This window comes from Streptococcus vulneris (assembly GCF_019218685.1).
In the GTDB taxonomy this organism is placed as follows: Bacteria; Bacillota; Bacilli; order Lactobacillales; family Streptococcaceae; genus Streptococcus; species Streptococcus vulneris.
Window position 1 is genome coordinate 53928 of record NZ_JAHUZC010000004.1, and the last position, 22830, is coordinate 76757.

The 22830-nt window shown below is 40.1% G+C and carries 7 protein-coding genes; 2 read left to right on the forward strand and 5 right to left on the reverse strand.

All coding sequences use genetic code 11. The annotated features are described in order from the left end of the window. Positions 1-43 precede the first annotated feature (43 nt). Both recU and pbp1a read left to right on the forward strand, forming a co-directional pair. Positions 44-640: a Holliday junction resolvase RecU gene (gene recU, locus KUA57_RS04465; RefSeq protein WP_218493707.1), complete on the forward strand. Its 597-nt coding sequence runs from the start codon at positions 44-46 to the stop codon at positions 638-640. Next, entirely contained in the window at positions 637-2820 is a 2184-nt protein-coding gene (gene pbp1a / locus KUA57_RS04470) for a penicillin-binding protein PBP1A (RefSeq protein ID WP_218493708.1), read from the forward strand. The genes recU and pbp1a overlap by 4 nt, the downstream gene beginning before the upstream one ends. Positions 2821-2986: 166 nt before the next feature. Here the strand turns inward: pbp1a and KUA57_RS04475 are convergent, their stop codons facing one another. The 5 genes from KUA57_RS04475 to glf form a co-directional block, all read right to left on the reverse strand. Continuing rightward, the gene (locus KUA57_RS04475) at positions 2987-11323 is read right to left on the reverse strand and encodes an SIALI-17 repeat-containing surface protein (RefSeq protein ID WP_218493709.1); all 8337 of its coding nucleotides are present in this window, start codon (positions 11321-11323) and stop codon (positions 2987-2989) included. Between the two features lie 142 nt (positions 11324-11465). Next, positions 11466-18173 carry a SpGH101 family endo-alpha-N-acetylgalactosaminidase gene (locus tag KUA57_RS04480; protein WP_218493710.1) on the reverse strand — a complete coding sequence of 2236 codons (6708 nt, stop codon included), beginning with the start codon at positions 18171-18173 and terminating at the stop codon, positions 11466-11468. A 296-nt stretch (positions 18174-18469) separates the two neighbouring features. After that, positions 18470-20452 carry a peptide ABC transporter substrate-binding protein gene (locus KUA57_RS04485; RefSeq protein WP_218493711.1) on the reverse strand — a complete coding sequence of 661 codons (1983 nt, stop codon included), beginning with the start codon at positions 20450-20452 and terminating at the stop codon, positions 18470-18472. 198 nt (positions 20453-20650) lie between these two features. Beyond that, positions 20651-21703 (reverse strand): glycosyltransferase, encoded by a 1053-nt coding sequence (locus KUA57_RS04490; RefSeq protein WP_218493712.1) that lies wholly within the window; start codon positions 21701-21703, stop codon positions 20651-20653. Between the two features lie 24 nt (positions 21704-21727). Next, positions 21728-22825 (reverse strand): UDP-galactopyranose mutase, encoded by a 1098-nt coding sequence (gene glf / locus KUA57_RS04495; RefSeq protein WP_218493713.1) that lies wholly within the window; start codon positions 22823-22825, stop codon positions 21728-21730. Positions 22826-22830: the final 5 nt, after the last annotated feature.

Sequence of the window (22830 nt, forward strand, 5' to 3'; positions counted from 1 at the left end):
TATGGTATAATAGAGTGATGTTATTGTACCAATAAGGAGAAATATGGTCAACTATCCTCATAAAATTTCATCAAAAAAAAACCAAACATCCATTTCTCAACCCAAAAATTTCGCAAATCGAGGAATGACTTTTGAAAAGATGATCAACGCTACAAACGACTACTATCTGATGCATGGTATGGCAGTTATCCATAAAAAACCCACGCCTGTTCAAATTGTCCGAGTAGACTATCCTCAACGTAGTAGAGCCAAAATTGTAGAAGCCTATTTTAGACAAGCTTCTACAACCGATTACTCTGGCGTGTATAGAGGACATTACATTGACTTTGAAGCCAAGGAAACGCGACAAAAGAATGCTATTCCAATGAAGAACTTCCATCTTCACCAGATTCAACATATGGAACAAGTTCTAGAACAGCAGGGTATTTGCTTCGTACTGCTTCATTTTTCTTCTCAACAGGAAACTTATTTGTTGCCGGCATTTGATTTGATTCGCTTTTATCATCAAGATAAGGGGCAAAAATCTATGCCACTTGGATATATTCAAGAATACGGATATTTAGTAAAGCAAGGGGTTTTCCCTCAAATTCCCTATCTCGACATTATCAAAGAACATTTACTAGGTGGTAAAACAAGATGAACAAACAAACTATTCTGCGATTCTTAAAGTATATCGGAATTACGTTCCTTACCTTATTTATCGCACTATTTCTATTAGGTGGAGGTGTTTTCCTCTACTTTGTTAGCAAGGCTCCAGCCTTATCTGAAAGTAAATTAGTTGCGACAACCTCTAGCAAGATTTATGACAACAAAAACGAACTGATTGCTGACCTTGGATCTGAACGTCGCGTAAATGCTCAAGCAAATGAAATTCCTACTGACTTAGTCAAGGCCATCGTGTCTATCGAAGACCACCGTTTCTTTGATCATAGAGGTGTGGATACCATTCGTATCATGGGTGCGGCATTGAGAAACCTCCAAGGCGGAGGAGGCCTCCAGGGAGCCTCAACCTTGACTCAACAATTGATCAAATTAACTTATTTTTCTACTTCAACTGCCGATCAAACTTTGTCACGTAAAGCTCAAGAAGCTTGGCTAGCCGTTCAACTAGAGCAAAAAGCAACCAAGCAAGAAATCCTGACCTACTACATCAACAAAGTCTACATGTCTAACGGTAACTATGGAATGCAAACTGCAGCCCAAAATTACTATGGAAAAGACTTGAAGGATTTAAGCTTACCACAGTTAGCACTCCTAGCCGGAATGCCTCAAGCACCAAATCAATATGATCCTTATTCTCATCCAGAAGCTGCTCTAGAGCGTCGAAACTTGGTACTTTCAGAAATGAAGGGGCAGAAATACATCAGCGCAGAAGAGTATGAAAAAGCTATTAATACCCCTGTTACCGATGGTCTACAAAGCCTGAAATCCGGTAACAGTTATCCTGCATACATGGACAACTACCTTAAAGAAGTAATCGACCAAGTTGAACAAGAAACTGGTTACAACCTTCTTACTACAGGTATGGATGTCTATACAAATGTGGACAAAGATATCCAACAACGACTCTGGGATGTTTATAACACCGACCAATATGTCACTTATCCTGATGATGACATGCAAGTAGCTTCGACTATTGTAGATGTATCTAATGGTAACGTTATTGCACAACTTGGTGCTCGTCATCAAGCAAGTAATGTTTCATTCGGCACCAACCAGGCTGTGGAGACCAATCGTGACTGGGGATCAACAATGAAACCCATCACTGATTATGCTCCTGCTTTGGAATTTGATATCTATGACTCAACTGCTACCATTGTACGCGATATCCCGTATAATTATCCTGGAACAAATACCCCTGTCTACAACTGGGATAGAGGATACTTCGGTAATATCACCCTGCAATATGCACTACAGCAATCTCGCAATGTTCCTGCTGTAGAAACACTCAACAAAGTTGGATTAAACCGTGCAAAAACCTTCTTAAATGGTTTAGGAATTGACTATCCAGATATGCATTATTCTAACGCCATATCAAGTAACACAACTGAATCTAATAAGCAATACGGCGCAAGTAGCGAAAAAATGGCTGTTGCTTATGCTGCATTTGCCAATGGTGGTATCTATCACAAACCGATGTACATTAATAAAGTTGTCTTTAGTGATGGTAGCGAAAAAGAATTTTCTGACCCTGGTACCCGAGCTATGAAAGAGACCACTGCTTACATGATGACAGAAATGATGAAAACAGTCTTGACCTCTGGAAGTGGTTTTAATGCCTATATTTCATGGCTCCCTCAAGCCGGTAAGACAGGTACCTCTAACTATTCAGATGAAGAAATCGAAAATCATATTAAGACCAGTCAACTTGTTGCTCCAGATGAAATGTTTGCTGGGTATACTCGCAAATATTCTATGGCTGTTTGGACAGGCTACTCAAACCGTCTTACTCCAGTCATCGGCAATGGGTTCACAGTTGCTTCTGCGGTCTATCGTTCAATGATGACTTACCTATCAGAAGATGACCACCCAGGAGATTGGACTATGCCTGAGGGCTTATATAGGAGTGGAGAATATGTCTTTAAGAATGGAGCTCGTCCTACATGGACTGCTCCTGCTACTCAACAAAGTTCTACACCTGCTCCTGCAAGCCAGACTCCAGAGACTTCAACCTCTCAGTCAAGTGTAACGACACCAAACACAAATCCAAATTCAAATACAGTTACTCCCAATGCTGGAACCAATGAGAATACGGCGACACAACAACCAAGTACCAATCAAGGGCAGCCTAACCAAAATCCTCAACCAGCGCAACAATAAATTACTAACCACCCAAAAATTGGGTGGTTTTTCAATCTGTTCTTTGTTCAATCAATAATTAGATAATAAAAACCTGAGAAGGTCAATTGTACTTCTCAGGTTTTTTGTTCTATACACTCTACTGATTTAGAATACTATTAAGAAAGAGTTTAATTGTCATATACAACTAATCTTTTTTACTTTTTGCTACAAAGATAGCAGATAAGGCTAGTCCAACGCTTGCCAAGAAAATAGCTGTTTCTGACTGTTTTTCACCAGTCTCTGGCAATCTCTTGTCTTCCTTGGCAACTTGAACTGGTGCTTCTGGAGTCTGAGATTTTTCTAACGAACTTAGCTTAAATTCTGGTTTTTCTACTGTCGGTGCTGGTTGGTCACCTACGGTTGACAATGGACCTGTGTAGGCTGGTAGTTCATGTTTCAAGGCCATAACTGAGTTGACTCCACCTTGGAACTCTGGTTTCTCTACTGTTGGAGCGGCTTGGTCGCCTACGGTTGATACCGGACCTGTGTACTCTGGAAGATCATGTTTCAAGGCCATAACTGAGTTGACTCCACCCTTGAACTCTGGTTTCTCTACTGTTGGAGCGGCTTGGTCACCTACGGTTGACAATGGGCCTGTATAAGCTGGTAGCTCATGTACCAAAGCTTCAACTGCATTCACACCACCCTGAAACTCTGGTTTCTCTACTGTCGGTGCAGCTTGGTCACCTACGGTTGATACTGGTCCTGTGTAGGCTGGTAGCTCATGTACCAAAGCTTCAACTGCATTGACACCACCTGTAAATTCAGGTACCTCAAGCACTGGTGCTGGTTCTTCACCCTTGCTTGATTGAACAGGTTCTTCTGTCAATTCTTGATAGAAGCTCGCCAATTCATAAAACTCAGCCTTGCCACCTTCCCAGACCAGTTTAACATCTAGAAGAGAACCACCATTTCGGATAGCAAAGGTTTGGAAACTAGATGTAATGGCACCAAGATCTGTCCAACTTTCTTGTCCATCCTTAAGTGTTCTCGCTTGAACTCGTGCTTTCGCTCCTTCAGGAAGGCTTGAAACGAGACGAAGATGGTTGGCATTGGTTGGTTCAGACAAGTGGTAAACCAATTCACCCTTATCTTGTTCCGCCTTGTAGCTAGTCAACACTTTTCCGTCTACGAGATTAGTATAGAAGTTCCCTCGGCTTTCGCCACCGTTTCCTTCTACAGTTGGATCATTAATTGGTTTGACAAATTCGCCATCATTGATCACCAATTCTGTAAATCCTACAAAACGAGCATCATAGTCAGCTGTATAGAGGACACGAATATAGTTGGCTTTGACTGGTGTCGTCAATTCACCCTCGATGTAACGATTTCCTGGCATCTTAGAATCATGTGTCCAACCATCTGTCAATGAATCATCGTGTGTACTATTGGCTACACCATCTCCCACTGTCACAACATCTGTCCAAGTTTTACCGTCTTTGCTGACTTGGATTTTACCATCACGAAGATAGTTTTGAGTTCCGTCTTGGATGTAGGCTCTGATCTTCTTGATAGTGCGTTCGCTACCAAGTTTCAAGGTTACATGGCCATCTTTATGGGCATAGTCTGAAAACTCAACGAAGTTGTTGTACACACCATCAAACAATTGATCGAGGTTATTAATCTTACGAACATCATTACTTCCGTATGTTGGATGAATACCCATAGTTGTAGATTCTAGTTTGATTGGTTGCACTTCTTTAGTCGTTACAAGGAGAGAAGTTGATGGAACAGCCTGTTCTTGGTCTGTTTTATTAACAAGACGAACATAACGTACCAAGTGGGTTGCGACAGTTCTATCTGTTAACTGGCTAGCTGGTGTCCATTCTTGAGCATTTGCAGAATACTCTAGACTGAGTGCTGGATTTGTTTGACCTTGGAGCTGGATGCTTTTGACTTGATGGATACGGTCAAGTTTCATTCCTAGATAGCTATTTGCAGGAAGTTTAGTTCCAGCTGGAATTTGAAGTTCATAACGACCAAGGCTATCAAATACTGGCGTTTCTTTCAAAGCATCCACGTTGGTGTCTGTTAAGTCGCTATTTCCAGAGCGTGTCTCAACAGAGAAGTCTTGGATACGCCACCAAAGGTCACTTGCCTTGGTATTGCGTACTCGGATGTAACGAGCATTGATAGCTCTAGTCACTTCCTTAGTTTGTTCTCCTGATAGGCGATCTAACTCTTGCCATGCAGATCCATCTGTAGAGTACTCAAGTACACCTGCGGCAAGTTTATCGCCAGTTCCTTGACGAAGACGAACTTTAGTGACTGACTTGACTTCACCTAGGTCAAGTTGTGCCCAGGCATCTACTGGAGTCGTATTGCTGCCATCAGCATTTGCCATCATAGCTTCTGTATTATCTTTACCATCAGTAATTTGACTTGCTGATGTTCTCAATTTATAAACTAGATTTGAGCTGAGGCTAATTGTAGCAGTTTGTTGTTTACGAGCGTTCTCTACTGGACGATTTACTGCAATCTCGCGAACTGCAAACCAGGTGTCATCACGATCTTCTGTAGCAATCATACGTACTGCTTTAGCTTTGATGTTAAGATTTTCAAACTGAACAAGTGACTCATTACCAACATAAGTTGGTTCTTTCAAACTTACCCAGTTATCTTTTTCATCTTGATACTGCACTTCAGCCTTACTAAAGGTATCACGTGGATTTGCCTGAGTTCCCATAGCAAAGGTCAATGTTTGGATATCTACCGGTTTGTTAAATTTCATACCGATATAATCACCTGTCTTGATACTATTTGGTGATTTAATCAAAGCATGAGTTGCCAAGTCACCATCCGTTACTTCTGCCAAACCACCTTCTACACCTGTTCGATTGGTAATAAAGGTGCTGATGATTTGATCTGGATGCAAGACTTTTTGAACTTCAGACGCTAGAACTTCTTTCAAAGCTAGGATAAATGGACGGATATGTTGAACACCCAATTCAGCCTTTTCAAGATGGTCTACATAATGGAAGGTATGAGTTTGAGACTGATCGTACAATTTCAAACCTTTATAGTAGCTATCCCAAAGTTTGGCTGCATCATTTGTAGCCATAGCCTCTGTTCCTGTTAGGAAGGCATCAAGGGCATTCATTTGGTCGATTGCATTATCCAACCAATAGTGGATCTGTGCAACCATTTTTTTATCACCTGATGCTTTATAAAGTTCAGCCGCTTCTTTAATCTTGGCAAATTCTGCACGCAAAGTTGCACGTTCTGCAGTTACATCCTGACCCGCTTTGAGCTTAGTCATGAAGTCTGTTAATTTTGGAGCCAATTCAACTGATTCTTCTAGTTTAACGACACGACCATCCATGTTTTGGTTGATCATATGCTTACCGAGTTCGCGGAAGGCTGCTGACACCTTGCTATCTTCAAAATGACCATTTTCAACAAAGTTGAAGGCAATGTCATTGAGTTTCTTAGCTTCTTCTTCTGATTTCCACTGTTTCCATGTATACTGAGCTCCAGCGAAGAGGGCAATCTTAGATGGTTCAGACTGTTGCATTGGGTTCAACATGATACCGGATAGCAAGCTTGGATCTACATTCGGATGAAGGAATTTCTCACCACCACCTAGAATCAAGTGTTGTTTAGAGTTATCTGTAACTGGCCAGTTCACCCAAAGTGATACTGGACGATAAGTTTTACCACCTGCAGTTAGATTGTTCTTGAGAGTTGATAAGAAACCTTCAGAAACTTCACCCCAAATCTTACCACCCGTCAAGGTCATAGATGTTGAACTTGGGAGATTTTCATTTAGAGATTTCAACTCTGCTTCACGCCCATTACCCCAATACTGACCTGGAACAAAGATCATTTCTTTTCGAAGACCGCTATAAGTTCCTTGCATTTCTGTCAACCAGTTGGTCATATCCTGCATCAAGCGGTTGTAGCTATTGTAGCCTCCAACTGGGCTTGGTGCATCATCGGCTAGAATACCAAATTCACGGACACCCACTTTCATCAACTGGGTAAATTTAGCCTTGATGGTTGCCAAGTCTTCTTGGTAATGCGCTTCATTACCAAATCGGATACGGTTGTTCATGAATGGATGGATGGTCCAAACATAGCGAGTTTTACTTTGATTTCCGACGCGAGCAAGTTCACGAATTTCAGCTAGTTTTTCTTCTGGGTAAAGTTCACGCCATTTCTTGTTGTGGTATGGATCATCTTTCGGTGCGAAGAAGTATTGGGTCAATTTCAAATCGCCACCAAAACGCATGAGTTCAGCACGATCTGCATTAGACCATGGATTTCCATAGTAACCTTCGATGAAACCACGGTTCTTGATTTCAGCGTAATCTTCCACTGTCACATTGCGAAGAACTGGAACTTGACTTTCCTTGAGCATATGTTTCAAGGTTGTCAAACCATAGAAGACTGCATCTGTGTCTTTTCCGACGATGGAAATTGAATTGTCCTTGATGGTCAAAGCATAGGCATCAATCTTATCAAAGAGACCTGCTGAAACGTTAGATAAGTTTTGTTCTGCTTGTGTTCCTCGTCCATGTACTCCAAGATAGATATTAGTTGCGCCAGCAACTGCTGATTGACTAGTAGTGTAGGATACTTGATTGTCCTGTAAGACACTCTTCAAGCGATTACGAGTATAGACATCGAGTTGATCTCCCATTACCAGATTGACTTGCTTACGAAGAGCTGTTACTCCTTCTCCATAAGTCACTTTTTGTGGAGTTGGGAAAACCTTGTACTCTTTCTTGAGATAATCTGCGCTCTTGCTGGCAGCTGCAATACTATCTTCGCTAGCTGGTTTGCTTGCTGTGAATTGATCCGCCAGTTCAACTGTTCCATCACCTGTTTGCTCGACTTTTGGAGTTTCAGGTGTAGATGGTTGTTCTGGTTCTGGTGTTTCTTGTCCCTCTTTGATAGGTTTCAATAGATGAACTTCAGCTGCACTTGCAAAGCCCCCAACACCTGATAGAACTTTCAACTCAATCTTGTTGGTATGAACCGCTGCAAAGTTAACTGTTTTTTCTTGAGCGTTGTTGTCCCAGCTTCCTTCTGAAACCTTGACCATTTGGCCATCTTTTTGTGCGTAGATTTCGTAGCGAGTCACGACCCCATTTCCACCACCTGGCCGAGGAAGATAAGTCAAACCATTGACTTTTTCTGCTTCTTTCAAGGTCATAGAAAGAGTGTACGGAGCAGTATCACCAGTCCATTTAGTATGCCAAAAGGTATTTGGATCATTGTCAAAGGCTTTTTCAACAACTCCTTCAGTCGCTGTTCCTGGTGTTTCTTGACTAGTTGCAGAAACTGTGAAATGATCTGTTGGAATCAAACGAGGATTTACAAATGGTTTATCTGACAACTCTGCACTATGTAAAATCCCTTTGAACCCACCGATGCTTTCAAGCGGTAGAACCAAGCTATTGTGAGCAAAGCGAGGGTGAGCTGGATTTGCGATACGTTCAATCTTCTCACCATCCACATAGAATTCCGTTGATTGTGGTTTGGTCACGATAGAGATTTGATAACGTTTATTCTTTTCAAGTTTTTTCTTGAACTGGATATGGAACTGTTCAAATTGATAAGCAAGATAGCCGTCTTTATCAGCTAGATAGATACGGTTGTCTCCACTTGTTGAGAAGGTTTGTTCACCGTCTCCAGTGACAGTTACATCAAACTTCAAGACATGACTTGGACCGACATCACCTGCCAGGCCTTCAATACTGCTATCTTTCTCAAAAGCCAATCCTTGCTCGCTTGTCTTCACCTTCTTGCTTGCATAGTTCTTCACTGTTTCAGGATTGATGGTAAACAAATCACTTTGATCAATCGCTCTATCAGGATTTGACTGTGGTGCATAAGGGCTCGTTGGTAGGGTACGTTCTGCAAAGGTCGCAGCCGCACGGTCAGATCCCCAAGTGCGTTCTGCAGTTGTTTGCATGCTCTTAAAGAAGCGTTTAAAGATATCATAAGATGTCAAACCTGTCTCATGAAGATCAATATTGTCATTCCAAACTGCGTGGCCACCACCAATTACATTTGGATTGGATGCTTCTAGAAGTGGACCATGACCTGTTCGGAAATCATTTGGTGTCCACCTATTATATTGTGTTTCATAGTTAGCATAGTCACCATAAGCTGTTTGACGATTATCACCATTTGGTACACTATAGGTTGGAATATCTGTTATGTTGATAATCTTAGCTCCCTGAGCAATAGCTTCTTTTGGTTGCTGCCAGCCAATACTCCAGATATCAACTTCTACATCTTTCCAATCAACCGCTGTTTTACCTCGTTTCGCACTGAGCGATCCCCAAATACGAGGTGTATAGCCTTTCCCTTTAATGTATTTAATAAGGTCATTGACATAACGACGATAGCTTTCTCTACTTCCGTAGTATTCATCCGTTCCGATATGAACAGTAGATACTCCATGAAGTGGTGCATCTGGACCATCAAGAAGTTTATCATAAACTGATTTGACAAAAGCCAGTGTTTCATCGTATTTATTATCTAGGTCGAGCATGGCTACGCGTTCTACGTTATGTTTACCTCTGTAATCGCTCAGGCTACCTTGATACATGAGGTCTGGACGAACTTTGACAAATGACAGAGCATGACCTGGCGTGTCAATTTCTGGAACTAGATTGATATGCAAGGCCTTAGCAAGTTTAATCAGATTTTGCATCTCTTCTTTAGTATAGTGCTCGTCTGATGTTAATTTTTGACCATTCTTACCGACAATATCTGTCTCTACACGGAAACCTGTCTTAGCATGTTCTAGAACATACTTAAGCTCTTCTTCTTGTGTTAGATTCTTACCTGCCAAGTGTTCCTTTAGGAAGATATAGTTATCATTAAGGTGCAACTGCAAGTCGTTCATCTTGTAGTAAGCCATGTTAAGCATGATGTCTACAAGGGTGTCATAAGGAATAAATTTACGACCTGTATCTAGCATAAAGCCACGGTGACTGAAGCTTGGGAAATCACGAATTTCTCCATTTTGGAGATTGCTTTCCCCCATTTGAAGAAGAGTACGAGTAGCATAGAAGGCTCCTGTGTTCGTTGCAGCTTCGATGGTAATGACACCATCTTGAATCATGATGCCATAGCCTTCCTTACCATACCCCTTATTTTCAACTTTTTTAAATTCAATTCGTTTTTGAGCCTGCTTGTCACCTGTCGCAAGTTCCAATCCACGGCTAGCAAGGTCTGACTGGTAGAAGGTTGCTGCTTGTTCAAAGCCGGAATCCCCCGTCGCAAGAACTGTATATGAAGTGATAGAAGATTGACCTTCTTTTCCATACCATTGTTGAACAGCTGGTGCTACTTTTGGTTTGACACCCACACCTTCGTCCTGATGTAGGCCCTTGATGACTACTTCAAATTCTTTAGTAAAGGTATGTGAATCTTTAATTTGCTCTACCATAACCTTAACGCGTTGATCAGTCAAAGGTTTATAAATATGATTTTGAAGGTCAATCACACCTTGTTTGTTGCTACCGATAAGACTGACTTTTCCTGGTAGAGTTGGCAAGACAAGAGACTGTCCGTCTTTAGATATAGTCAATTCTGTAACCTGACGGATATCCGTTACCTTACTTGTATCAGGAATATTTGAATAAGCTCGAATTTCTTGAATACCAACGTTTCTCCAGCCCATTGTGCCCGCTTGATAGTCATTGATTTCTAACTTGAGATATTTAGCTTGAATACTATTGGCTAAGTCAACTTTCTCATCTAAAACAGGTTCTCCAGTCTTGGTATGAGCTAGTTTCCATTGTTTTTCTCCACTAGCATTTACATCATCTTGACCTGCATAGTAGAGACTCCAAGATTTGATATTTGGATCATTTTGACCATTGCGAACGCGACGATCCCAATCAATTTCCACATGTCTAATAAGTGTAGTCTTGGGAAGAGTTAATTCGAAAGTTGGTTTGTCAATATTTTGATTTGTTGCCCAACGAGTATCAGGATTACCGTCCACTGCCTTGTCAGCAGTATAAGGAGTACCAGTTTCTGAATCGTTTACTTGAACAGTGACACCTTCTAAGTGATTACGATATTCTCTATCTTCAATTTGCTTTTCAACTGGTTTGATTGTAGGTGTAGCTGGTTCTACAGGTTTAGAATCTGCTTTTGGTGTTTCAACCGGCTTCAGAGTCTCAGCTGGTTTGGGAGCTGCTGGAGTTGTTGCTGGGCTTGTTTCTTCACTTGCTGCAGGACTTGTTCCTGCAGTATTTTCATGATTTTCTTCATGACCTGCATCTGCCTTTGCCTCTGATTCAGCTTTCTTTAAAACAGCTGCTAAATCGTCCGGCAACTTATCTAGTGGCTGAGCTTGTGTGATTGTTCCTTCTTTCTCAGGTGTTCCAACTGTCTCTGCAGCTTGCACTACATTTGCACCAAAGATACTAGCACCTATCATTACAGAGGCTGCACCAATTGCAAATTTTCGAATACTATAGTGACAACGTCTTTCAAAAAAATGTCTATCCATCTTTCTCCTATTCCTTTCTCCCACTTATTACAGTAAGCGGTCTCATTTTTGATTTGAAAATGGAGAGAACTTAGAGGTTCTCTCCAACTAAGTTATTTCTGTCTGAATTCTAGTTCCTGTAAGTTCTAAAATTCAGTCTTCTTTAATTTTCTTTTCGTTTTGTCGCAAGGACAGCAGCAGATAAGGCGAGACTGATGCTAGCTAGGAAGATAGCTGTATCAGATTGGCTTTCTCCCGTTTCTGGCAATCTCTTCTTATCTTCTGTTGAAACTGAAGTTTTAGATTCTGCAAGTTTACCTTGGCCCAATTGACTAATCTGATACTCAGGTTTTTCAATAGTTGGTGCTGCTTGATCGCCTGCTGTAGCCAATAGTCCTGTGTAGGCTGGCTTTTCGTTTACCAAAGCTTCTACCGCATTCGCACCACCTTTGTATTCTGGCAATTCATGTACCAAAGCTTCTACTGCATTAGCTCCGCCTTTATATTCTGGAACTTCATTGACAGCTGCTTCTACTGCATTAGCGCCACCTTTATATTCTGGTAATTCATGAACTAAAGCTTCTACCGCATTGGCGCCACCTTTATATTCTGGTAATTCATGAACTAAGGCTTCTACCGCATTGGCTCCACCTTTGTATTCCGGAACTTCATTGACAGCTGCTTCTGCCGCATTAACACCACCTGTAAATTCAGGAATTTCAACTACTGGTGGTTCTTGATCTCCCTTACTTGTTAGTACTTCAGGCTCTGGAGTTGGTGTTGGCTCTGGAGTTGGAACTGGTTCTGGAGTTGGAGTTGGGGTTGGCTCTGGAGTTGGTGTTGGAGCTGGGGTTGGCTCTGGGTTTGGAGCTGGTTCTGGTGTTGGTGTTGGAGCTGGAGTTGGAGTTGGAGCTGGAGTTGGAGTTGGAGCTGGAGCTGGAGTTGGAGCTGGCTCTGGGTTTGGAGCTGGCTCTTCAGTTTCTTTAATTTCTTTCAAGCCTTCTACCAATTTATCAAGTCCGTTTGGAGTTAATATGTTATGTTCTGCAAGACCATTCTTGTACGCTTCAACAGCTGCCAAGTATTCTTTCGCACCTTGACGATCAATCTTACGAACACGTTCTACTTCAGCATTGTATGCAGCTTCATCTAATGGTTTATCATCTTCAATTGGAAGGACGAAGCGTAATTCCGCTGCTGAAATATGTCCAGGATCACCGTATGTTTCGTTACCAGTAAAGATTGCTTTCTTCACTTTGATTGGAGCATCGAAGTTAATCACTTTTGTTTTCGCATTATTTTCCCATCCAGTAAAGCTAAAGTTATGTTCTTGTCCTTTTTCATCAATCACTGTAAGGCTACCGCTCATCACACGTCCGTTTGGACCTGAAGGACGAGGAACATATTCAAAGCGAGTTGATTCCATCGGATTATTGAACTCTACTGTTAACGGTTTCCCTAAGCTATTCACTCCATAAGGTGTATGCCATAAAGTATTTGTATTGCCATCAAATGCATACCATACATTATCTGCTTCTTCATAAGGAGCATCAAGATCATGGATATCGTCCCAATCTGGAGCGCTACGTTTCACAGCAAGTTTTTCTTTAGCCTCGTTAACGCGTTCTATAAGAGCTTTAGCATCATCCACACTAATATTATCGTCTGCTTCTAATAAAGCTGCTACAGCGTCTTTATAAGCATTTAATGAATCTTGTTTGTAGTTGCCATTTACGACTGGAGTATTCTTTTCGTATGCTTCATCGATGAGCATCTTACCTGTTAACTTGATTTCTTCAATTTCAAGGTTATCTAACATGAAGTCTTTATAACCTTTGAAGTTGATTTCGTTATTGTTTGAATCTCCTTTAGTATCTGCACCACGCGCATTTGAATAAATACCAATCCAAGTATTTCCACCCTTTTCACCTGTTACATAGAAACTTACTTTCTTAGGAGTTGATGAATTTTCCCAAGTGTTTTCTAAATCGTATTTCGTTAATTTACTACGACGAGTATTTTCGCCATTACCGATTACGAATGAGTATGCTCCATGTGAACCTGCTTCATAATCGAAGGTTACTTTATAAGTCTTACCTTCTTCGAAGCGGAAGTTTTGTGGAATTGTTTGGTAAACGAGTTTGTCATTTCCTGTTAAACCGTTCGTCTTCAATGACCAATTTCCTTCGATAACATCGTTGACTTTCTTACCATTCCATCCACGTTGAGTATATGGTTCGTGTTTTTCAGATAAGTGAGTACGGTTATCTTGTACACCTTCAACATCGCCGACTACGAATGGGAAGATACCTTGAGGCACTTCTTCAAAGTCTTGTTTGAATTTACCATTTCCTGTATCGTGTTTTTCGTTATACATTACAGATTGGTTTTCAAATACACGAATTTCATCGAAGTAAGTTGCTGCTGCATCTGCATCACGTCCAAGTTCTAATGTCACATTAGAAACATCTTCGCCTGTTGTGAAGTATACATACATATTTTGGAAGTAACTTGTATTATCCACAGTTGCGTTCTTCTTAAGTGTGTTATGCGCATGTGCTTGTACATAGTTCTTCGCAATTGATTTGTTTGTGTAGTTAGAAATTACTTTGTCGCCTACACGGATTGTGATATCTGCACGTGCATCGCTTCGATTATCCACGCCTACATAAACAGCATATCTTGTATTTGGTTTTAAATCTGTTAAGCGTTGTTTCAATGTCACACGTTCAGTGTTTCCTTGAATACGTAACATTTCGTTAGCTCCTTGAGATTTCACGATTTCAGCATGAGCGCTGTCACCAGTTTTTTCCCAATGATCTAATGTTCCGCTGTTGAAACCTTGGTCATAGATGTGTAGACCTTCACTCCATACCATTGTCTTCTTGCCTTGAGGAGCTTTGTAAAGTACATATGGTTGGTTCGCTTCTCCCGTAATTTGAATCTTACGGTCTGCGCCAACTGTTAATTCTACAACATCTTTCTTACCTTGGTCTGTTAAACGATAAAGGTATACTTTATCTCCAGTCCAATCTTCTGGAAGAGTCCATTCAGTTGTTCCACCTTCAGTTGTGTAGAAGTACATCTTTTCTTTGTCGCCTGTTAAAGCTTTCCCATTTTCATCCCAGTTCCATGGTACTAAGTAGCTTCCACCATTTTCGATCACACGACCGTTTAATGTTGTTACACGTTTGCGGTAGTCTGGGCTGTTAGGGTCGTTTGATTGACGAACAATCTTCACTTCATCCCCATTGTCATTTGTTAAATGTACTTCCATCTCTGGAGTCCACTTGTAGTTTTGACCGTTGTCGCTCATTGCAACTGGGTTACCGTTTACCCATTTAGATACTTTGTAGTGTTGGAAGTACTTCGTCATAATGTTATTTTCGAAGAGGTTACGAATATATCCTTCGTAGTCGCTTCGACCTTGCCATCCTTCAAAGTCTTTCATGTTATATCCACCTAGTAATGGATAGTTAGCGGCACCACCGTAGCTTGGATAGTCACCTACCCATGAGTCTTTTTGGTGGTTACGGATGAATCGAGTGATATTTGAGTTAATACCTTTCAATGTATATCCACCGTAAGTTAAGTCAGCTGCCCAGTGTTGGAATGTTGAGTCATATTCCGCACCGAAGCCCCACTCAATAGCCATACGCCATCCTTGAGAGTTTAATTCTTTAGCAAGTACGTGAGTTGGCCAAGCAGTGTTATCTCCTGATTGTCCGTTACCCCAAACGTCCACATAGATGAAGTCTAAGTCAGCACCTAGTTTTTCTCTTAATTCTTTCCAACGATCCAAACGTCCATGAGCTAAATCATATTCTGCATCGATGTTGATACCTTGGTCTAACCAGTTCCAACCGTACATATATGTTCCGTCAGAGTTTCTACGTAAAATAGCTTCGCTGAAATATTTAGATTCAGGATATGTTTCAGAAGCATTAACGTGAATACCGATTTTAGCTCCATATTCTTTTGCTCTTGCTAATAATTTCTTGAAGTCTTCAACGCCACCGATTCTCTTACCGATATCCGCATAGTTTAAGTGACCTGAGTCGTGACCTTCACTACCATACCCTTTAAGTAGGATTGATTGGCCTAAACCATCTGTGTGTAAGTTAATCTTCTTAATACCATCTAATGTCATTAAGAATGGGTTTTGCGCTTGAGATGCGAAGTTCATCGCAATACGATACGCTACTAAATCTGGAACAGATTCTGCCCCTTTAGGATTGTTCATGATATTACGATATGCAATCGCACCATCTTGCCAGTCCACCACATTATCTTTGTTTAAGTCTTTTGTAATGACTACTTTAGAACTTGGTAATTCTAATGTGTATTCTGGGAATACTAAGTTCTTATAAGCACGTTGGTACCAGTAAGGTGAGCTTTGAATACCTAAGTAGTTTACGCCTTCAACACGTTCTAACGCTGTTGTTAAACGTGCAAAGTCATTTCCTCTATAAGTAAATTGAGAGTTACTCCAAACAGATGCTGCTAATTCATTAGAAGAAACAAATCCATACATGAAGCCGTAAGTATATTCATTCATCTTGCCTTCTTTCAAGTCTAAATGATAGTCTCCACGGTTATGTGTGTTTGTAGACATTTGAGCTCCGTCGAATTTTGCACCTTGTTTGTTAGAACCAACAGAAACAAGTGTGTTTCCTGGGAATTCAATAGTTTGGATTAATTTGCGAACATTGTCGACTGGTTTACCCATTTCGACATTGTTTTTGTTCACTACTTTTGTCACATCGAAGTGCATTTCGTTGCCGACTAATTGTAATTTTACAGTGATTTCAGCGTTGATGAATTCATCATCGTTTCTTACTTTCATTACATATTCTGCAGTAGTGTCATCAATCTTACGGTATTGAACTTCTGGAGTGACTAATACACCGTTGATTGACATTTTATCTAATTTTTGAACTTGACCTGTTAACGTTTTTCCATCTAATTCATATTCTTTAACACGTGGAAACGCTGTGTCGATAATCGCTTTTAATTGTTCTGACTGTAAAGTTTCATAGTGAACATCTTGGTCATTGCGACGCAACCCATCATCCACAGCTGGAGTTTCTTCTTCAGGTTTGATGTTATCTTGGTTATCCGCTTTGATCGATACAGAAGATAATTCTGTACCGTAAGTACCAGCTTTGAGGTAAACTTTATTCACATCAGCTAAAGCGTTCTTGACAACTTCTGGAACGACTTCTGTGCTAAATAAATTTTGTCCATTATTTGTAGCATTTAATTGACCGTCTTTTTTGTAAACGATAGATAGGTGGTTTTCTTCACCTACATTTGGTGCTTCTACACGAGTCTTACTATACCAAGTGTTTACATTTGGTCCTTTGTATTGCCAGAACCATCCGCCCTTGTCATACCCAACAAAGATGTTGTTGTCATTATCTTTATATTTTAGATATACCCCAAAGCGTGTTTCAGCTGGAGGGGTGTTTGCCTTGAACGTTAAGTCAACGCTTACATTTCCTTCCGCATCCGCCTGTAATCCAGCTTTTTCAAATAAAGCTTCGTTTGCTCCATTGTCGTTAGCTGTTGTTGAAGTTAATTTGTTGTAGCGTACTCCGCCTTCTTCAACGACTTCAACATTCCCTTTCACACGGCTTACTGAGTCCCACTCTTTTTTCACTTCGGCAGTAGCGCCGCTAGTTTCTCCCGTTGCTGCTTCAGCTGGTTTATTCTCAGCTGGTTTGTTTTCAACTGGTTTTTCTTCTTTCGGCTTATCTTCTTTTGGCTTTTCTTCAACTGGTTTTTCAGTTTCCTCTAAATCAGCAGGTTTTGCACTAGAAATCCCCTTAATATGATCTTGAATCCATTTTAATTGAGCTGGAGAGAAAAGGATGCCTCCGCTACGGACTCCAACCACACCATTTTGATGAACCCCAATCAATTTACCATCCGTGTCAAAGATACCGCCACCGCTAGCACCTGGTTGTCCACCTTGATAACCAACTCCTTGAACACCTTCACCATAAGATTCAGCAAAATCCACAGCAGTGTTAATAACTGGCGCCAACTTACCAGCAGGATAGCCAAACATATTGACTTTATCCCCAACTTTCTTAACAACTGGCTTTTCAGTAACTTCAACAGGAGCATTTTCAAGAACTGTACGCAATCTCACAAGAGCCAAATCGTTCTTATAGCCCTTTAGATAACCATCTCTATCCCAGTGAATCACATCTTTTTTACTAAATTTTACATCATCTAAACCAGGGTAGGATATACTAAAAATATCGCCATCTCCTTTATCATTATCCACAACTTTACGGATATTTCCATCTTGTTGATCCTTGATAAAGTTGTGAGAAACAGTCAAAACAAGATCCTTACCAATGACAATACCACTACCTTCTCCTGATGGAGTCTTAATCTTAACAGTAGCGCCATAGTTCAATTCTCCATTTTTTGTTTTGGCAACATCTTCAGGAACTAGACTACCAGTATCTTGGGCTAATTGATCTTTATTTACCTCTTTACCATTATCAGTAGCTTTTTCAACTTTACCTTCTAATTCTTTCGGCAACTTGTCAGTAGTTTCTTTGTTTTCCTTTTCAAGAGCTAGTAACTCTTCTTCAGTTTTTGGTCCATCCGTTGTTTCAGCAGAACCTGGATTTGCTGCTGCAGCTTCTTTATCGAACTCCCGTCCATTATCGCTCGCTTTTTTATCCAAATCAGCCAGCTCACTTGGCAAGTTATCTGTTGAGCCAACTGTTGGTGTGTTAGCCAATACTGGAGCAGTAGCAAAAAAACTAGCCCCAATCATAACTGAAGCAGCACCTAGTGCAAATTTACGAATGCTGTATGTACATCGTTTTTCAAAAAATCGTTTATCCATTAACTCCTGATTCCTTTCACTAATCTTCGTAAGCGTTTACATTTCTTGTTCGAAAAATACTCCTTTCTATCTGAAAAGTGCAATGCTTAACGTTTATAAAAAAATAATTGCACTTTTAATATAACAAATATTGGCAGATAAAGCAATAGGAAAGCTAGGAAAATTGCTAATTTTTTCTTAATTTTGGCAAAACTATAGTCTGCCATTTAGAGGGAGTTATCATAAAATAAAAAGGATTTAGCATTCCTATCGAATGCCAAATCCTCTATCACTCTGTTTCTATAGATGTTTAAAATCTACTTCACATGTTTTGCGAGTTCTTCTTGAGCTTTTTTATTAGACTCTTCTTTTTCTTTCATCCATTTTTCTTGGGCTTTTTGGTATTCTTCTGTTGTTACTGGTTTATCTTGTACATCAAGGTATTTATACAAGTGAGCTTCACTTGTTCCTTTGTTTCCAGAATAAGCAAATGGAAGTGTGAATGGTACCATCTTAGACAACATTGGACGACCAGTTTTAGAAGTTGTTGGGATTAGCAAGGCACTGTCGGTCAACCAAGCTTGGGCAGCAGCATATTTTTCATAACGTTTTGAAATGTCATTCACTTCTTCACCAGCTTCCACAACCATTTTTTCGTAGTCTTCCAAACCAACTTGCTTAGCCGCAGCGTTGTTTGTTCCAGAGTCAAATCCTAGGTAAGTCTTTGTACTTTCCCCTACAGATGGTTTGAGAATATCAAGGTAGGTAGATGGGTCAATGTAGTCTGGTCCCCATCCAACGTTATCTGAGACATCCCAATCTTGTCCAGCAGCCGTTTCAGCAAAGTAGGTAACATTGAGAACTTCATCTTTTTGAAGTTGTTGGATATCAATGACGACATTGTCAGTTCCTAATGTTTCTTCAAGTGATTGTTTAAAAGATTGGACACGTTGAACTTTTGTTGTATTGGTTTGGTCAACTGGCATATCCAAGTGGATTGGGAATTGAACGCCTTCTACTTGGAGAGCTGTCTTAGCTTTAGCAAACTCTGCTATCGCTTTTTCAGGATTGTAGAGTCCATCCTGAGCATCATCCAAGTTCACGTTGCTCCATTCGTCACCATAAGTCACCAATTTGTCTTTGACCATTTCGCCAAAGTTCTTTCCATCTGCCTGTACAAATGTAGGAGGAACAAACAAGTTACGAAGCAGTTTAGTTGCCCCATTCGCACCATTCACTTGAGAAGCATAGGCTTTTCTATCAAAACCAAAGGCAAGAGCTTGACGGAAATCTTTGTTTAGAAGAGCTTTCTTGGTTGAAGTCTTTTGTTCATCTGTAGTCTTAGAAGTGTACTTATAAGACTGGCGATCAATATTAGTACCTACTAAATAAGTAGTAGAATCTTGTGGTGTATAAACGATGTTGTCTTTAAACTCTTTTTCAAGTTCAGGATAACTTGCGCTTGTCGGGAAGAGACGAGCCATTGTAAAGCTTCCATCTTTGAAGTTTTCTGCAAGTTTTCCTGTATCTTGACCATCCCAGAATGAAAGTTTTACCTTATCAATGTGAACATTGTCCTTATCCCAGTAGTTTGGATTCTTTTGAAATTCTACTGAAGATTTAGCGACCAATGATTTCAACAAGAAAGGTCCGTTATAAAGGATACTGCTTGGATCTGTTGCTTTCCCAAAATCATCCCCCTTAGAGTTTAAAAACTCTTCATTAACTGGTGCTAAGACACCCATTGTTGTTTTAGAATTCCAAAAACTTTCAGGTTTGTTCAAAGTGTATTGAACTGTTTGATCGTCAATCGCTTTAATCCCAACTTGAGAGAAATCTTTAGTTTCCCCTTTAGCGTATGCATCCAAACCTTTAATTGAATCCTGTACCAAGTAAAGGGCTTCTGATTTCTTATCTGTCGCATACTTAAGTCCTGTTACAAAGTCTTGAGCTTTCACAGACGCATACTCTTCTCCTTCAGATGTGTACCACTTGGCATCTTTACGGATTGTATAAGTGTAAGTCAAGCCGTCCTTAGATACAGACCAATCCTCAGCCATAGATGGCACAAAGTTACCATAGCGGTCATTTTCAAGCAATCCATCAATCACATTACTAGTAATGTCAGTAGTTGCTGCCTTACCAGTTGTCAAGTAGTTCAGGTTATCTGGATCTGTTTCGTAAACATAAGAAAAAGTTTTCTCACCTTTTGCACTAGACCCTGAGCCAGAACAAGCAGCTAAGACACCTGCTGCTAATAAAGTTACTCCCGCAAGAGCCAATACTTTCCTTGTTTTCATAGTATTCTCCTTTGTTTTTCTATCCATTATAGACCCTTTGCAATCTATTGTCAATATATTTTTCTGAATTTTCATTTTTAGTTGTTATTTTCTGACAACTATCGAATCTTATTTCATTTTTTAATCTCTTTTTAACTATAAGAAAAGAGGGAATCCAGTAACTCCCTCATCCATCTATTTAAATCATTTTTAGATTCATTAATTGAAAGCTTGCAATGCGGAAAGAAGATAAGAACCCTCACGAATTTTTTGACCTACGGCCTTAGCATTTTTGACCAAACCCTGATACTCTTCTTGAGACAAATGTTCCAATACTTCTTCCAAGTCAAGTAAACTCTCAATACTAATTCCACACTCTTTTTCTAAGACGAAATTAGCCAAAGCAGATTGCCCCCAGACAATAATAGGGAAACCAGAAGCCAAATAAAGGGAGGCCTTGTGGGAATTATTGTATCTCAAATACTCACCAAACACTCCGCTACAAGTTTTAGAACTGTCACCATCCCAAACCAAACCAAAGCTTCCTTCTAATGCTGATGGTAGTTCATCTGGAAGAAATGAACCAAAATAGGTTTCATTGGATAGCTTTCTAGCCTCATCAAAACCAACACCATAAAGGTTATATGCCGGTCTTGCAGGTAACTCATATAAGTAACCTGCTTTTTCTTTGGCTAAATTTCCAGCTACAATAATAGCTCCTTCCTTAGATAAATCTTCTTTATCCTGATAATTCGGGATCAGATAGTCAAAAATGCCTAAACTAACTATTTTTTTCTCAGAAATTCCCTTGTCAACAAGCACTGATTTCATAACCGGATTATGAGCAATAAGACCATCAGCTTGTTTCAAAAGACTAGACTCCTGCAGATGAACACGAATTTTATGCTTCAAGGGTACTGTATCCAAATTCGCGTAGCGCAAAACTTCTAAATCATGGATAATAAAGTGAACCTTCACTCCTTTACGTTGGATTCTCTTTACCAAATGAGTAGTAAAGAAACTATGATGAAGCATAGGAAATTGAATCAGTAGCTGATCCCCGTCCTTCAACTTAGAAATAGCTTTGGATAGCGCTTTAGCCTTGTGTCGTTGGGCTCTGATAGTCCCCATTTGATACCAATCATCTACCATCAATAACAAAGGACTATAGCCCTCACGAACCACTATTTCTTCGACGTCATTTCGAGCCTTATTCCCCGCATTTCGTGCACCAGAATCCTTCAGAAATTCTTCTTTTAGATAATATTTCATCGATCAACTTTATCCTTCGTTATCTCATTTAAACTCTTCCTCTACAACATTTAGGGCACGTTCAATGACCACATGCATGTCATAGTATTTATAATCAGCCAAACGACCACAGAAAATCACCTTATCATTCTGCGCTGCTTCTTCTTGATATTTAGCAAACATGGCATTGTTTCTCTCATCATTGATTGGATAATAAGGTTCATCTCCACGTTTCCAATCAGCTGGGTATTCACGAGTAATAACCGTTTTGTCCTGAGTACCATACTCGAAGTGCTTATGCTCAATGATACGAGTGTAAGGAATTTCACGTTCTGTATAGTTTACAACTGCATTTCCTTGATAATTTTCTTCATCTAAAACTTCGTGCTCAAAACGAAGACTACGGTATTCTAACTCGCCATGTTTATAATCAAAGTATTGGTCAATCATCCCTGTAAAGACAACTTTTTCAGCAGAAGCTTCTAATTCCTGACGATTAGCAAAAAAGTCAACACCAAGTTCTACTTCTACATCCTTCAACATATTCTCGATGATAACGTTGTAACCCCCAATTGGAATACCTTGGTAACGGTCATTGAAGTAGTTATTATCAAAAGTCAAACGAACTGGTAAACGTTTGATGATAAACGGTGGAAGGTCAGTCGCAGAACGTCCCCATTGCTTTTCAGTGTATCCTTTAATCAACTTTTCATAAATATCTGGACCGATCAACTTGACAGCCTGTTCTTCCAAGTTTTTAGGTTCAACGTCCTTCATGTGAGCCGTTTGCTCAGCAATCTTATCTTTGACCTCTTGAGGAGTTTTTGTCCCCCACATAGCATAGAAAGTATTCATATTGAAAGGTAGATTATAAAGGCTACCCTTGTAATTAGCCACAGGCGAGTTGATGTAGTTGTTAAATTCAGCAAATTGATTAACATAATCCCAGACTTTCTTATTAGAAGTATGGAAGATATGAGCACCATATTTATGAACATTAACACCTTCTACATTCTCACAATAGATATTCCCACCAATGTGGTCACGTTTATCAATAACTTTTACTTTTTTTCCACGCTTGGTTGCTTCATAAGCAAAAATTGCTCCAGACAACCCAGCACCAACGATTAGATAATCGTACATCTTGT